The following is a 13,617-nucleotide window of genomic DNA, read 5'->3' as shown; positions in this document are numbered from 1 at the left end:
TCGTGTGCGGCAAGATCCTTGAATGGAGCGTGACGTACGGCGGTTGCCCAAGGCCCATCTGCACCTGCACTTCACCGGGTCGATGAGACCGACGACCCTGCTCGAACTCGCGGACAAGTACGGGGTGCGCCTGCCCGAGGCTCTGACCGGGGGCGAGCCACCGAAGCTCCGTGCGACGGACGAGCGCGGCTGGTTCCGCTTCCAGCGTCTGTACGACATCGCCCGGTCCTGCCTGCGCGAGCCGGAGGACATCCAGCGGCTGGTGCGCGAGACCGCCATGGAGGACGTCGCCGACGGCTCCGGGTGGCTGGAGATCCAGGTCGACCCGACCTCGTACGCCCCCCTCCTGGGCGGGCTCATCCCGGCGATCGAGATCATCCTGGACGCCGTGGACCGCGCGGCCCGCGACACCGGGCTCGGGATCCGGGTGGTGATCGCGGCGAACCGGATGAAGCACCCGCTGGACGCCCGCACGCTGGCCCGGCTCGCCGTGCGGTACGCCGACCGGGGTGTCATCGGTTTCGGGCTCTCCAACGACGAACGGCGCGGAATGGCGCGGGACTTCGACCGCGCCTTCGCCATCGCCCGCGAGGGCGGTCTGATCGCCGCCCCGCACGGCGGCGAGCTCTCGGGACCCTCCAGCGTCCGGGACTGCCTGGACGACCTCGACGCGGTCCGGATCGGGCACGGCGTGCGAGCGGCCGAGGACCCGAGGCTGCTGCGCAAGCTCGCGGAGCGGGGGGTCACCTGCGAGGTCTGCCCGGCGTCCAACGTGGCTCTCGGCGTCTACGAGAAGCCCGCGGACGTACCCCTGCGCACTCTGTTCGACGCGGGAGTGCCGATGGCGCTCGGTGCGGACGACCCACTCCTCTTCGGAGCCCGGCTGGCCGCGCAGTACGACCTCGTACGCCGTCATCACGCGTTCACCGACGAGGAACTGGCCGAGCTGGCCCGGCAGTCCGTGCGGGGCTCGGTGGCGCCCGTGGAGGTGCGGGAGAAGCTTCTGGGCGGGATCGACGCGTGGCTGGCTAGCTGATGCCGGCCAGGAGCGTGCGTGCGAGGGACTCGGCGAAGTCGTCCAGCGGCTGCGGGGCCCCGCCCATCTCGTAGGCGAAGGCACGCTGCGCGCAGGCGCCGAGCAGCAGCGAGGCGGCCGCGTAGGTGTCGGCCGCGGGGCCGACACGGCCCGCCCGCTGCTCGGCGCGGAGGTAGGCGTCCAGCCCCTCGATCGGCTTGTGCGGGCCGGTGCCCATCTCTCGCATGGCCGCTTCGTGGCGGTGCTTGAGCCGGGGCTCGGCGTAGAGCGAGGCGAGCACCGGGAAGGTCTGCCGGTAGAAGAGAGCGGCCTGGCGGGCGACCTCGGTGAGGTTCTGCTCCAGGTCACCCTTGCCCGCTTCCAGATCGCTCAGGAGCGGACCCAGTCTCGGCATGCGTTCGCCGAGCACGGTCACGAAGATCTCCTCCTTGCTCCTGAAGTACTTGTACAGAGCCGCTTCGGAACAGCCGGCGGCCTTGGCGATCTCCTTCGTCGTCGTCCGCGCGAGACCGATGCCGAGCATGAGCTCATGGGCCGCATCGACGATGCGGACGCGGGCCGGCTTCTGCTCCATGGATGCTCCAGCAAGGGTTGACGAAGGGGTGAGCGTCCACTCACCCTATGGGTAAGTGAATACTCACCCACTCGGGAGGGGCGTGCGTGATGAGGAGGCTCACAGTGTTCGGAGCGACGGGGGGCGTCGGCCGGGAGATCGTGCGGCAGGCGCAGGCGGCGGGGCACGAGGTGACGGCGGTGGTCCGCGATCCCGCCCGGCTTCCGGAGGGGCTCCACGGAACCGCCCTGCACGCGGTCGTGCCGCTGGGCGACGCGGGAGCGGTGCGCAAGGCGGTTGCGGGGCGGGACGCCGTGCTGTCCGGACTCGGGGCACGGGGCCGGAAGGCCGGTGACGTCGCCGAGCGGCTCACGGTCCAGGTGCTGGAGGCGATGGAGGCGGAGGAGGTCAGGCGGCTGCTCGTCGTGAGCGCGGCGCCGGTCGGCCCGGAGCCGGCGGACGACCCGCTGCTGGACCGGGCGGTCCGCAGGGTGATCGGCATGGTCCTCAAGGACGTGTACGCGGACCTGACGCGCATGGAGGCCGCGCTTGCCGCGAGTGCGGCGGACTGGACGTCGGTGCGGCCGCCGAAGCTGACGAACGGCCCGCTGACGGGCACCTACAGGACGGTCGTGGGCGGCACCCCGCGCAGCGGCAGGTCCCTAGCGCGGGCCGATGTGGCCCACGCGATGCTGGCACTGGTCGACGAGCCGGCCGCGGTGCGGCAGGGCGTGGGAGTCGCCTACTGAGACCGGCGCGGGCCGCCCCGGGACCCCAGCCGGTCCGGGATCGGCACACGCGCGGGAAGGTCCCACGCCGCCGGTCCGCTAACGGCCCACGCCCGGGAACGGCGTACGCCCGGAAACGGCGCACATCCGGGAAAGGTCCACGCCCCGGAACGGCGTACGCCCGGGAGCGGCCCGGCCCCCTACAGGCTGACGCCGACCGTCACCGGTTCGTTGACGAGTGTGACCCCGAAGGCCTCGTGGACCCCGGCGACGACCTCGCGGGCCAGGGCCAACAGGTCTTCGGTGGTCGCGCCGCCCCGGTTGGTGAGGGCGAGCGTGTGCTTGGTGGAGATGCGCGCGGGGCCGGTGCCGTACCCCTTGGTGAAGCCTGCCCTGTCGATGAGCCACGCGGCAGAGGTCTTCACCCGGCCGTCACCCGTGGGGAAGGCGGGCGGTGTGACGTCCGCTCCCAGCCGCTCCCCCGCACGTGCGAGGAAAACCGCGTGCTGCGCCTCGTCGAGGATCGGGTTGGTGAAGAAGGACCCGGCCGACCAGGTGTCGTGGTCCTCCGGGTCGAGCACCATCCCCTTGCCCGCCCGTAGGCGGAGGACGGTTTCGCGGGCGGAGGCGAGGGGAACGCGATCACCCTGTTCGACGCCCATGGACCTGGCCGTCTCGGGGTAGCGGAGGGGTGCGGACAGACCGCCCGCGTCTTCGAGCCCGAACCGGACACGGAGTACGACGAAGCGGTCGGGGTCGGCCTTGAAACGGCTGTGGCGGTACGAGAACGCGCAGGCCTCGTTCGAGAGGGTGACCGTCTCCCGGGTGTGCCGGTCGTAGGCGACCACCTCGGTGATGACGGAGGACACCTCCTGCCCGTAGGCACCGACGTTCTGGATCGGCGTCGCCCCGGCGGACCCCGGGATCCCGGCAAGGCATTCGATTCCGGCCAGCCCCGCCTCGACCGTACGGGCCACGGCGTCGGTCCAGACCTCGCCGGCGGCCAGTTCGAGCGCCGTACCCGAAAGCTCGAAGCCCTCGGTCGCGATGCGCAGGGCTGTCCCGTCGAAACCCTTGTCGCCGATGACCAGGTTGGAGCCACCGCCGATGACCAGGAGCGGGGTTCCGCTGTCGTCGGCCTCGCGTACCGCGGCGATCACCTCCGCGTCGGTCGTGGCCGTCAGGAGGCGGTTGGCCGGACCACCGAGCCGGAAGGTGGTCAGGGGGGCGAGGGGGGCATCGTGGAGTTCCTGCACGGGGACAAGAGTACGGTCCACGTCCCGTGACCGGGCCATGGACCGTACGCGCGCCGACCGGCGCCCAGGACCCGCCTTCCGTCCGTACGGACGGCCCGTAGGTCACCGACGCCGAGGACGGCTGTCGCGAGGAGCCGTCGCGGAGGGACACCGCCCAGGACGTCCCTCCGCTCCGCAGCGGTGATGTTCGGCGGTGACGTTCAGGCGAGGCGGACGACGGCGCGGGCCATGCCCAGCACCTTCTTGCCTTCACTCATCGCCAGCAGGTCGACCCGGACGAGGTTGTCGTCCAGCACGGCGGCGACCTTGCCGCTCACCTCGATCAGGGCACCGGTCCCGTCGTTCGGCACGACGACCGGCTTGGTGAACCGCACGCCGTACTCGACGACCGCACCCGGGTCACCGGCCCAGTCCGTGACCACCCGGATCGCCTCGGCCATGGTGAACATGCCGTGCGCGATCACGTCCGGAAGACCGACCTCGCGGGCGAACTTCTCGTTCCAGTGGATCGGGTTGAAGTCTCCGGAGGCACCCGCGTACTGCACCAGCGTCGCCCGCGTCACCGGGAACGACTGTGCCGGCAGTTCGGTTCCGACCTCGACAGCCCCGTGAGCGATGCTCGCAGTCATCACGCCTCCTCGGCGGCACGTGCCACCAGCTTCGTGAACGCGGTCACCACGTGCTCACCGGACTCGTCGTGCACCTCGCCCCGGATGTCCACGATGTCGTTGCCCGCCATCGTCTTGATGGCCTCGATGGTCGAAGTGACCGTAAGCCGGTCCCCCGCACGCACGGGACGCACGTACGCGAACTTCTGGTCACCGTGCACCACACGGCTGTAGTCCAGGCCCAGCTGCGGGTCCTGCACCACCTGGCCCGCGGCCCTGTAGGTGATGGAGAAGACGAACGTGGGCGGAGCGATCACGTCCGGATACCCCAGTGCCTTGGCGGCCTCCGGATCCGTGTACGCCGGATTGGTGTCACCCACCGCTTCCGCGAACTCCCGGATCTTCTCCCGGCCGACCTCGTACGCCGGGGTGGGCGGATAGGTCCGCCCCACGAAGGACTGGTCGAGCGCCATGAGCCCGGTACCTCCTGGTGAAAAGTCGAATAGGGCTAGGAACAACCCAATACAACGACACGAGGCCGCCCCCAGTGGGGACGGCCTCGTGTACGAGCCTGTTTCAGCGCGTTTCGCGGTGCGCGGTGTGCGAGTTGCAGCGCGGGCAGTGCTTCTTCATCTCAAGACGGTCCGGGTTGTTACGCCGGTTCTTCTTGGTGATGTAGTTCCGCTCCTTGCACTCCACGCAGGCCAGCGTGATCTTCGGGCGGACGTCGGTGGCAGCCACGTGAGTGCTCCTTGGACGGACGGATGGACGGATGAACGCAAAAAAGAGTAGCCGATCGAAGGACCGACCCCACAATCGGCTACCGTTAGTAGCGGTGACCGGACTTGAACCGGTGACACAGCGATTATGAGCCGCTTGCTCTACCGACTGAGCTACACCGCTTTGATGACGAGTCCCCCCGCCGAAGCGGGGTTTCCCGATCACCAGAGCCCCAATGCGGAATCGAACCGCAGACCTTCTCCTTACCATGGAGACGCTCTACCGACTGAGCTATTGGGGCGAGCGAGGAAGACATTACACGGTCTGTCGCCGATCGCCCAAATCCGTTTCCGTCGCCCTCCCCGGCCCGCCTCGCACCCCCGGGCCGCCCCTTGCGGGAGCCCCCTGATCAGGCCCTTGATCAGGCCCTTGATCAGCCGGTACGCCACCTCCGCCGGTCACTTCTCCGGCCCCCGCGGCACCCCTCTTCCCGCCTGGCTCACGCAGCCACATTCGTACGACTAATTCGCCGTTCCTCGGGGCGGGCCGACGCCCCGCCTAGGCTCGGCGCACCCTGCGTGATCTTGCATTCCCTCAGGAGCTGCGCGATGCCCGTAAGTACCGTCGACGCGTCCGCGCTCCTCCTCGGCGGGGCACGCCTCACGGACGGGCGCTCCGTCGACGTACTGCTCGCCGGCCCGCGCATCGACGCGGTCGGGGCGGAGGGCAGCCTCACCACCCGGGGGATCCGGCTGGACCTTCGCGGCTACCTCCTGCTGCCGGCCCCGGCCGAGCCGCACGCCCACGCCGACACGGCGCTCACCGGCGCATCGGGCGCCCCGCCGTCCCACCGGCCCGAAGATGTCCGGCGCCGTGCCACGGAGGCCGCGCTGCTCCAGCTCAGCCACGGGGCCACCGCACTGCGCGCCCACGTACGCGTCGGCGACGTGGAGGGCCTCGGCTTCCTGGAGGGCGTCCTGGCGGCCCGGCGTTCCCTGCGCGGCCTCACCGACCTGACCACCGTCGCCGTGCCGCAGCTCCTCACCGGCGTCGCGGGCGCCGGCAACCTCGCAGCGCTCCGTGACGCCGTGGACACGGGTGCCGGCGTGATCGGCGGCTGCCCCGACCTGGACCCCGATCCGGCCGGCTACACCGAGGCGGTACTGGATCTCGCCGCCTCCCACGGCCTGCCCGTCGACCTGCACACTGACGGTGACGACCCCGTCGGCCTCGCCCGGCTGGCCAGCATGGCCGGCGGGTTCCGTCCGGGGCTCAGCCTCGGCCCCTGCGCGGGCCTCTCGCGGCTTCCCGGCGCCGAGGCGGCCCTCACCGCCGACCGGCTCGCCGCCGCCGCCGTGACCGTCGTCTGCCTCCCCCAGGGCGGATGCTCCGGTGCGCGGCTCCGCGGAACCCCGCCGGTACGGCTGCTGCGCGCCGCCGGTGTGAGGGTGGCGGCGGGCAGCGGGGCCCTGCGCGACCGCTCCAACCCCGTCGGCCGCGGCGACCCCCTGGAGGCGGCGTACCTGCTGGCCTCACGGGACGGCCTCGGCCCCGAAGACGCCTACGAGGCCGTCTCCGACGCCGCCAGGGAGGCTCTGGGCCTGCCGGGGGTGCGCATCGAGGCCGGCTCCCCCGCCGAGCTGCTCGCCGTGCGTGGGGACGAGCTGGCCGGGGCGCTCTCCCTCGCGTACAGCAGGATCGTGGTGCACCGAGGACGCGTGGTGGCACGGACGAGCGCCGTGCGCGAGTACCGCGACCCCGGGGCCGCCCTCGGCCTCCCCCGCCAGGGACGGGCCGATTCCGGCCCCGGCGGCGGGCCTTGAGCACGAGCGCGCCGCGCGGCGTACGGTCGGAAGCATGCGCATTGTCATTGCAGGTGGACATGGTCAGATCGCGCTGCGGCTCGAGCGGCTGCTCGCCGCGCGCGGTGACGAAGCGGTGGGTGTCATCCGCAACCCGCAGCAGGGTGACGACCTGAGGGCGGCAGGTGCCGAGCCCGTCGTCCTCGACCTCGAATCGGCGTCCGTCGAGGAGGCGGCGGAGGTCCTGCGAGGGGCGGACGCGGCGGTCTTCGCGGCCGGCGCCGGCCCGAACAGCGGCTCGGCACGCAAGGACACGGTGGACCGCGGAGCGGCCGTCCTGTTCGCGGACGCGGCGGAACAGGCGGGGGTACGGCGCTACGTCGTGGTGTCCTCCATGGGCGCCGACCCCGGCCACACCGGCGACGAGGTGTTCGACATCTACCAGCGGGCCAAGGGCGAGGCGGACGCGTACGTACGTTCCAGGAGCGGTCTGGACTGGACGATCCTGCGCCCCGGCATGCTCACGAACGACGCCGGAACCGGCCAGGTGCTGCTCTCCGCCTCGACGGGCCGTGGCCCGGTCCCACGGGACGACGTGGCCGCGGTCCTGCTGGAACTCCTGGACACCCCGGCGACGGCGGGCCTGACGCTCGAGCTGATCAGCGGGGGCAAGCCGGTGGCGGTCGCGGTCAAGGACATCGCGGGGAACTGAGAATCGCGGGAAACCCAGAATCTTGGGGAACCGACGGGGGGATCCGGCCGTTGGCCCCACAGCTGCGGTTTTCCGCAGGCCGGGTCCCTGCGGAATACCGCACGGGGCCGGACGGCCATCCTCATACCCGTGATTGAGCTGCGGTTTCTAACGTGGCGGGTGATCGAGGAAGACGCCCCGGGCTGACGACCCGCCGACCTGGAGACTCATATGCATCTCACGCTCGCGGCCCTGCCGCAGGAACCCGCAGGCGGCATCGCGGGCTGGGCCGCCGGGCTCGTCGAAGCCATGGGCGGCCCCGGAGCGGGCCTTGCCATCGCTTTGGAGAACCTCTTCCCGCCGCTCCCGAGCGAGGTGATCCTGCCGCTCACCGGATTCGCCGCGGGACAGGGAGTGCTCAGCCTGGCCTCGGCGCTCTTCTGGACCACGCTCGGCTCCGTGGTGGGAGCCGTGGCCCTGTACTGGATCGGTGCGTGCGTGGGCCGTGAACGCATGCACGCCATCTGGGCGAAGCTGCCACTGGTGAAGGCCTCCGATCTGGTGCGCACGGAGGAGTGGTTCGCGAAGCACGGCACCAAGGCGGTCTTCTTCGGACGCATGGTGCCGATCTTCCGCAGCCTCATATCGGTCCCCGCCGGCGTGGAGCGCATGCCCCTGCACGTCTTCATCACGCTGACCACGCTGGGCAGCCTGATCTGGAACTCCGTCCTGGTGCTTGCCGGTTACTGGCTGGGGGACCGCTGGGAGGCCGTGGGGACCTACGTCGGGCTCGCCTCCAAGGTGGTGCTGGCCCTGGTGGTCGTGGCCTTCGCGACGTACGTGTTCCTGCGGCTGCGCGGCTCCCGCAGCTCCAACCGGGCTCAGCACCGCCGCACTTCATGACCTGTGGAGCAGCGGACGCCGGGAGCCCACGCACGACGGCACTGCCTCACGGGCAGCCTGAGCGGTCCTCCTGCGGGTCCGCGGCCGCACCGGGCTCCTCGCCCGTGCGGGTGAACTCCGGGGGTTCCGGCGCCCGTCGGCCCCCCCCCCCCCCCCCCCCCCCCCCCCCCCCCGGCGGGACGGCTCCGGAGCGGACGACGCCGAGGCCGGCGGGACACCCTCCTGGTTACACAGGGGGGTGGGTGTACTCCTCGGCTGCGTGACAGCCCTGGCGGGATCGCTCTGCGCCGTCCTGGCCGTCACCGCTCTCGGCCCCTTCCTGCTGTGGCCGCGCACCCGCGCCGGCGCCCTCGGTGTCCTCATGGCCGGAGCCCGGCGACTGACGGCTCTGGAGTGGATCCGCAGGTCCTTCTTCTTCGGTGACCGCTTCCCGGAGCACTACGAGGTGTCCGGCCGGAAGATCCTCCGCCATCTGGTGTACCGAAGCGGCACCGGGCTGTTGTGCACCCTCGTGATCGGGCTGCTCGGTTTCGGTGTCGTCCTGGCGGGGCTGCTGGTGCGGGGGACGGTCCAGGGGTCCCTCCGGTGGGACGAACTGCTGACGCAGGTGGTCCTCGGCAGTGTGCTGCTCTTCCTCGACGTCCAGGGGCTCCGCTCGCTCGTCGCCCTGGACGCCCGGCTCGCCCGCGAGTGTTTCGGCCCCTCCGAGCAGGAGCTGTTGCACCGGCGCATCGACGAGCTGGCCGACAGCCGTGCGGCCGTGGTCCAAGCGGTGGACGCGGAACGGAGACGTATCGAGCGCGACCTCCATGACGGAATCCAGCAGCGGCTGGTCGCCCTGGCCATGCTGCTCGGCCGGGCTCGCAGAGGGCGCGACCCCGAGCAGGCGGACGCTCTGCTCCTCCAGGCGCACCAGGAGTCGAGAGACGTGCTGGCGGAGCTGCGCGAGGTGGCCTGGCGGGTCTATCCGTCGGCGCTCGACAGCCTGGGGCTGGAGGAGGCCCTGGGCGGGGTGTCCGAGCGGTGCGGGATTCCCGTCCGTACGGAGTTCGACGTCCCCGGGCCCCTGCCACGTCCGCTGGAGACAGCGGCGTACTTCGTGGTCTCGGAGTCCGTGACCAACGCCGCCAAACACTCGGACGCGACAGCCGTCTCCGTGAGCGTGGTCCTCGACGACAGCACGCTCATGGTCCGCATCCAGGACAACGGCAAGGGCGGCGCGAACCCTGCGGGCATCGGGCTGAGCGGCCTGCGCAGCCGGGTGGACGCGCTCGACGGCACCCTGTACATCGACAGCCCCGAGGGGGGTCCCACCGTGGTGACCGCGGAGCTTCCATGCGCCTGATGCTCGCCGAGGACTCGGCACTGCTACGGGAGGGCCTGGTCCGGCTCCTCGTGGAGGAGGGTCACGACGTCCTGGCCTCGTTCGGTGACGCGGAGTCCCTGCTGAAGGAGATGGAGTCGCGGCAGCCGGACATCGTCGTCCTCGACATCCGGATGCCGCCGACGCACACCACAGAAGGGCTGCGCGCGGCGCTGGAGATACGCGAGCGGTGGCCGGAGACCGGCGTCCTGGTCCTGTCGCAGCACATGGAACGCCACTACGCCGCACAGTTGCTGGCCACCGGCGCGGAAGGGGTGGGGTACCTCCTCAAGGACCGGGTCGCCCAGGTCGAGGAGTTCCTGGACGCACTGGAACGCATCCAGGCCGGTGGCGCCGCGCTGGACCCCGAGGTGGTCCGGCAGCTGGTCGTCCGCTCCACGCACGGAGATCCCCTGGCCCGCCTCACACCCCGCGAACGCAGCGTCCTCGAAACACTGGCGCAGGGGCTCACCAACACGGCGATCGCGAAACAACTGCACATCTCCGTGAGTGCGGTGGAGAAGAACCTCAACGCGATCTTCGACAAGCTGGAGCTATCCCACACCACCGGGTACAGCAGGCGGATCCTGGCGGTCCTGCGGTATCTGGAGTGCTAGCCACCGCTCCATGTGCGTGCCGGGCACGCACGTTCCCCACGCGTACGGGGCGGGGGATGGTGCACGCGTACGGGGACGGGGCCTCCCGGGCGCATGTGGGAACAGGGTCTGTCGCACGCGTCCGGGCCTGGGCCCTGGCGCGCACGTCCGGACCGGGCCCTGGCTGACGGGTCGGCGGCAAGGTCGTCAGGAACCCGAGTGTGCCGGTGGGTTACCTGACGCCCGAGTGTGACGGTGGGGATACCTGACACCCGAGTGTGACGGCGGGGATACCTGACACCCGAGTGTGACGGCGGGGATCCCTGACACCCGCGTGCGGCGACGGGGTCGTCCGGTACCCGCGTGCAGCGACGGGACCGTCCGGCGCACGCCGCGCGAGGCGTTCCGGTCCGCCGGAGTATCCGCGGGATAGCTTCGGGCGCATGGACGGTGGCCCTGACAGCCGAGGCTGGCTCCCCTGTTACCTCAGCGGGGCGGTGTTCGCCGTATGCATGGCGGGAACGACCCTGCCGACCCCTCTCTACAGCCTCTACCAGGACAAGCTCGGGTTCTCCGAGCTGACGGTGACCGTCGTGTACGCCGTGTACGCCTTCGGCGTCATCGGGGTGCTCCTGCTGGCGGGAAACGCCTCCGACGCGGTGGGCCGACGCCCTGTGCTGCTGTGGGGCCTGGGCTGCGCGGCGGCGAGCGCCGTCTGCTTCCTGTGCGCCACCGCTCTGGGCTGGCTCTACGCGGGCCGCCTGCTGTCGGGGCTGTCGGCCGGGCTGTGCACAGGGGCGGCCACCGCGTACGTCATGGAGCTCGGGCCGGGCAAAGGCTCGTCCAGGGCCTCGTTCGTGGCGACCGCGGCCAACATGGGCGGCCTGGGCTGCGGACCGCTGCTGGCCGGGATCCTCGCGCAGTACGCTCCCTGGCCGCTGTACCTGCCTTTCGTCGTACACCTGGTCCTGCTGGCCGTCTCGGCGGTCGTCCTGACCGCCCTCAAGGAGACCGTGGGCGATCGACGCCCCCTGAACACCGTCCGCCCCCAGAAGCCCGGACTGCCGCCCGAGGTCCGGGCGGTGTTCAGACCCGCGGCACTCGCCTCCTTCGTGGGGTTCGCTCTGTTCGGGGTGTTCACCTCCGTCAGCCCGGCGTTCCTGTCCCAGTTCCTGGACGTGGACAACCACGCTGTGAGCGGTCTGATCGTGGCGCTGGCCTTCTTCGCCTCGATCGCCGGGCAGTCGGCCGTGGGCAGGATCGGTGAGCGGCAGTCACTGCCCCTGGGCTGCGCCGGCCTTCTCGGCGGACTGGCGCTGCTCGCGGCCGCGTTGTGGTGGCAACTGCTGCCCCTGGTCGTGCTGAGCGCGGTCCTCGGCGGCGCGGGCCAGGGCCTGGCGTTCCGGGCAGCCCTGTCCCAGGTGGCCTCGGCGTCGCCGGCGGACCGGCGGGCGGCGGTGATCTCGACGCTGTTCGTCGTGGCGTACGCGGGCATCTCGCTGCCGGTGATCGGCGTGGGCGTCCTCTCGGTCCACATCGGCCTCCAGGACGCGGGGCTGGTCTTCATCGCCTGCATGGCAGTCCTGGTCGCGTGTGCCGGCACCTATCTGTTACGTCGCTCGTCGGACAAGGGGCCGCATCCACAACGCCCTTGAGTGGCAGTCAGCTCGCTACCTCCTCCTCGGAGGGACTCCGTCATCCGCTCTTGACTGCCATGTACTTTGCAACGCAAAGTAGAGCCGGGCGGTCGAGCGGCGGCAGCCCCGACACCGCCGAAGCGCGGTCACAGGGGAGGACATCGTGGGGACACCGTCACCGAGCAGCGGGGGATCCGGACCTGAGGCGCACGCGGCAGACCTGCTGGCGGCGACGGAAGGCCTTCGGGCCAGGACCCGCGCCCAGATGAACGGGTCGCGGGTCTCCCTTCTCGCCTTCGGCCTTCTAGCCCTGCTGGCCGCTCCGGTCGCCCGGTTCGCATTCAACTTCGGAGCCCACGGCCGCAGCGTCGAGTCCTACCCGGCCTTCGCCTACGCCGAGCTGACCGGCCTGTGCGTGGTCCATGAACCGGGGACCCCATGCCTTGCGGGCGAGTTCGACGGCGCCGCCCTGCGCTTCGTGGCCTGGGGCGTGTGGTTCGCGCTCCTCCCCCTGGCGTGGTTCGCCTTCGCTCGCTGGTACCGCCTGCGTGGCGAGTCCAGGGGTGTCGTCCCCCGCCGCGGAGCGTGGATCCGCACGACCGCCGTAGCCGCCGCGGTGATCACGACCGCGCTGCTGGCGCTGCTGTTCGGCAGGAACCAGCCGTGGGAAGCCGTAGTACTGGAGAACCGTTACACCTCCCCCTGGTACCTGGCCGGAGTCGGGCTCATCGCTCTCGGGCTGGTCGAACGCAGGTGGATCGCCGTAGCCGCCGGCACCGCTCACACCTTGATGCTCACCGGCTACCTCGGCGCTTCCTGGGGCAGCGGATGGCTCCCCTGGCAGCACCCCGCAGACCCAGGCTGGACCGACGGACCGCAGGCCAAGGCGCTGCTGCTGGCCGCCGTCCTGCTCGCCGGCGGCCTGGCCGAATGGGCGGTGACCCGCCGTCGGGCCACGTCCGGCACCGCCGAAGCCGGTACGGTTGGCGCATGAGTGTCGGGGAGTCGGGTGCTACGTGGGACGACCAGGCAGGACCCCATCCGACCCAGTCGCTGGACGACACCGTTCATCAACGCGTACGGCTCGGGATCCTCACCATCGCCCGAGAGGCCGACCGGGTCGACTTCGGCTTCCTGAAGAAGCAGCTGGCCGTCACGGACGGGAATCTGTCCCGGCACCTGAGGGTGCTGGAGGACTCGGACCTGATCACCGTGGAGAAGGGCTACGCCGGCCGGCGCCCCCGAACGTGGATCGCCCTCACACGCGAAGGCGCACAGGCACTGGACGCCGAACTCCGCGCCCTGCGCGCCCTCGTCCTGCGCCTGGAGAACTCCCCCGCTCCCGGGCCGGCCGGCGCCTGACGACCGCCACACGCCACACGGCAAGCCCCGTCCGGACCGCTACCGGCAAGTCGGAACGCTTGCCACGGACCGGTTCCGCGAGAAGAGCGGCGATCTGGGCAGCAATGCCGTAGCCGCACCACCGAATCCGCCGATTCCGTCATCACCATCGAGGCCACGCGGGCATACTCCACTGGCCACCAGGTCGGTGATCGGGGTTGCAGGGGTGCGAGGGGGGAGCGGACGGTGGACTTCGGTTCTTGGGCGGACTGGGCGCGCGCGTTGCTCGGCGCGATAGTGACGTACACAGCGATGACTCTGCTGTGGAAAGTGGTCTCGAAGGCTGCGGAATTCAACGACCCACTTACACGCAGCGGGCGCCA

Annotated in this window: 15 protein-coding genes and 2 tRNA genes; 10 read left to right on the top strand and 7 right to left on the bottom strand. The window is 71.1% G+C overall.

Translation table 11 applies throughout. From position 1 onward, the window contains the following. The first annotated feature begins 22 nt into the window (after positions 1-22). Positions 23-1,036: an adenosine deaminase gene (locus HED23_RS03425; protein ID WP_203181963.1), complete on the top strand. Its 1,014-nt coding sequence runs from the start codon at positions 23-25 to the stop codon at positions 1,034-1,036. On the opposite strand, the gene HED23_RS03420 is transcribed toward HED23_RS03425, so the two are convergent. Further along, positions 1,029-1,610 carry a TetR/AcrR family transcriptional regulator gene (locus tag HED23_RS03420; RefSeq protein WP_203181962.1) on the bottom strand — a complete coding sequence of 194 codons (582 nt, stop codon included), beginning with the start codon at positions 1,608-1,610 and terminating at the stop codon, positions 1,029-1,031. The genes HED23_RS03425 and HED23_RS03420 overlap by 8 nt on opposite strands. Positions 1,611-1,699: 89 nt before the next feature. Here HED23_RS03420 and HED23_RS03415 point away from each other — a divergent pair, with 89 nt between their 5' ends. Next, a complete protein-coding gene (locus HED23_RS03415) occupies positions 1,700-2,338 on the top strand; it encodes an NAD(P)-dependent oxidoreductase (RefSeq protein ID WP_203181961.1) in 639 nt (212 codons plus the stop codon). A gap of 179 nt (positions 2,339-2,517) precedes the next feature. Here the strand turns inward: HED23_RS03415 and HED23_RS03410 are convergent, their stop codons facing one another. The 6 genes from HED23_RS03410 to HED23_RS03385 form a co-directional block, all read right to left on the bottom strand. Then, a complete protein-coding gene (locus tag HED23_RS03410) occupies positions 2,518-3,573 on the bottom strand; it encodes a UDP-N-acetylmuramate dehydrogenase (protein ID WP_238441829.1) in 1,056 nt (351 codons plus the stop codon). Between the two features lie 200 nt (positions 3,574-3,773). Beyond that, positions 3,774-4,202, bottom strand: a complete 429-nt coding sequence (locus HED23_RS03405) for a MaoC family dehydratase (protein ID WP_203181959.1) — start codon at positions 4,200-4,202, stop codon at positions 3,774-3,776. Then, entirely contained in the window at positions 4,202-4,654 is a 453-nt protein-coding gene (locus tag HED23_RS03400; RefSeq protein WP_203181958.1) for a MaoC family dehydratase N-terminal domain-containing protein, read from the bottom strand. Before HED23_RS03400 ends, HED23_RS03405 begins: the two co-directional genes overlap by 1 nt. Before the next feature lie 103 nt (positions 4,655-4,757). Further along, positions 4,758-4,922 (bottom strand): 50S ribosomal protein L33, encoded by a 165-nt coding sequence (gene rpmG / locus HED23_RS03395; RefSeq protein WP_003956487.1) that lies wholly within the window; start codon positions 4,920-4,922, stop codon positions 4,758-4,760. 89 nt (positions 4,923-5,011) lie between these two features. Beyond that, a tRNA-Met gene (locus HED23_RS03390) sits at positions 5,012-5,084 on the bottom strand. A 45-nt stretch (positions 5,085-5,129) separates the two neighbouring features. Beyond that, a tRNA-Thr gene (locus HED23_RS03385) sits at positions 5,130-5,202 on the bottom strand. Between the two features lie 307 nt (positions 5,203-5,509). Here HED23_RS03385 and HED23_RS03380 point away from each other — a divergent pair. The 8 genes from HED23_RS03380 to HED23_RS03345 all read left to right on the top strand — a co-directional run bounded on the left by HED23_RS03380 (position 5,510) and on the right by HED23_RS03345 (position 13,255). Next, positions 5,510-6,724, top strand: a complete 1,215-nt coding sequence (locus HED23_RS03380) for an amidohydrolase family protein (protein WP_203181957.1) — start codon at positions 5,510-5,512, stop codon at positions 6,722-6,724. Between the two features lie 34 nt (positions 6,725-6,758). After that, complete coding sequence (locus tag HED23_RS03375) at positions 6,759-7,415, top strand: SDR family oxidoreductase (RefSeq protein WP_203181956.1); 657 nt, start codon at positions 6,759-6,761, stop codon at positions 7,413-7,415. Between the two features lie 210 nt (positions 7,416-7,625). Next, on the top strand, positions 7,626-8,297 hold the full coding sequence (locus HED23_RS03370) for a DedA family protein (protein ID WP_203181955.1): 672 nt from the start codon (positions 7,626-7,628) through the stop codon (positions 8,295-8,297). Positions 8,298-8,556: 259 nt separating this feature from the next. Further along, the gene (locus tag HED23_RS03365; protein WP_238441828.1) at positions 8,557-9,642 is read left to right on the top strand and encodes a sensor histidine kinase; all 1,086 of its coding nucleotides are present in this window, start codon (positions 8,557-8,559) and stop codon (positions 9,640-9,642) included. After that, complete coding sequence (locus HED23_RS03360; RefSeq protein WP_203181953.1) at positions 9,633-10,277, top strand: response regulator; 645 nt, start codon at positions 9,633-9,635, stop codon at positions 10,275-10,277. Before HED23_RS03365 ends, HED23_RS03360 begins: the two co-directional genes overlap by 10 nt. A 422-nt stretch (positions 10,278-10,699) precedes the next feature. Then, on the top strand, positions 10,700-11,911 hold the full coding sequence (locus tag HED23_RS03355; RefSeq protein WP_203181952.1) for an MFS transporter: 1,212 nt from the start codon (positions 10,700-10,702) through the stop codon (positions 11,909-11,911). Between the two features lie 247 nt (positions 11,912-12,158). Beyond that, on the top strand, positions 12,159-12,887 hold the full coding sequence (locus HED23_RS03350) for a hypothetical protein (protein WP_238441827.1): 729 nt from the start codon (positions 12,159-12,161) through the stop codon (positions 12,885-12,887). Then, positions 12,884-13,255: a winged helix-turn-helix domain-containing protein gene (locus HED23_RS03345; RefSeq protein ID WP_203181950.1), complete on the top strand. Its 372-nt coding sequence runs from the start codon at positions 12,884-12,886 to the stop codon at positions 13,253-13,255. Before HED23_RS03350 ends, HED23_RS03345 begins: the two co-directional genes overlap by 4 nt. Positions 13,256-13,617 lie beyond the last annotated feature (362 nt).

The organism is Streptomyces pratensis, assembly GCF_016804005.1.
Lineage (GTDB): Bacteria > Actinomycetota > Actinomycetes > Streptomycetales > Streptomycetaceae > Streptomyces > Streptomyces pratensis_A.
This window is presented reverse-complemented; position numbering and strand designations above follow the sequence as displayed.

Bases quoted from the DNA above. Each gene is read 5' to 3' on its own strand.
- HED23_RS03360 (WP_203181953.1), top strand. From the start codon at position 9,633: ATGCGCCTGATGCTCGCCGAGGACTCGGCACTGCTACGGGAGGGCCTG.
- HED23_RS03415 (WP_203181961.1), top strand. From the start codon at position 1,700: ATGAGGAGGCTCACAGTGTTCGGAGCGACGGGGGGCGTCGGCCGGGAG.
- HED23_RS03425 (WP_203181963.1), top strand. From the start codon at position 23: ATGGAGCGTGACGTACGGCGGTTGCCCAAGGCCCATCTGCACCTGCAC.
- HED23_RS03355 (WP_203181952.1), top strand. From the start codon at position 10,700: ATGGACGGTGGCCCTGACAGCCGAGGCTGGCTCCCCTGTTACCTCAGC.
- HED23_RS03420 (WP_203181962.1), bottom strand. From the start codon at position 1,610: ATGGAGCAGAAGCCGGCCCGCGTCCGCATCGTCGATGCGGCCCATGAG.
- HED23_RS03380 (WP_203181957.1), top strand. From the start codon at position 5,510: ATGCCCGTAAGTACCGTCGACGCGTCCGCGCTCCTCCTCGGCGGGGCA.
- HED23_RS03375 (WP_203181956.1), top strand. From the start codon at position 6,759: ATGCGCATTGTCATTGCAGGTGGACATGGTCAGATCGCGCTGCGGCTC.
- HED23_RS03370 (WP_203181955.1), top strand. From the start codon at position 7,626: ATGCATCTCACGCTCGCGGCCCTGCCGCAGGAACCCGCAGGCGGCATC.
- HED23_RS03345 (WP_203181950.1), top strand. From the start codon at position 12,884: ATGAGTGTCGGGGAGTCGGGTGCTACGTGGGACGACCAGGCAGGACCC.
- HED23_RS03400 (WP_203181958.1), bottom strand. From the start codon at position 4,654: ATGGCGCTCGACCAGTCCTTCGTGGGGCGGACCTATCCGCCCACCCCG.
- HED23_RS03350 (WP_238441827.1), top strand. From the start codon at position 12,159: ATGAACGGGTCGCGGGTCTCCCTTCTCGCCTTCGGCCTTCTAGCCCTG.
- HED23_RS03405 (WP_203181959.1), bottom strand. From the start codon at position 4,202: ATGACTGCGAGCATCGCTCACGGGGCTGTCGAGGTCGGAACCGAACTG.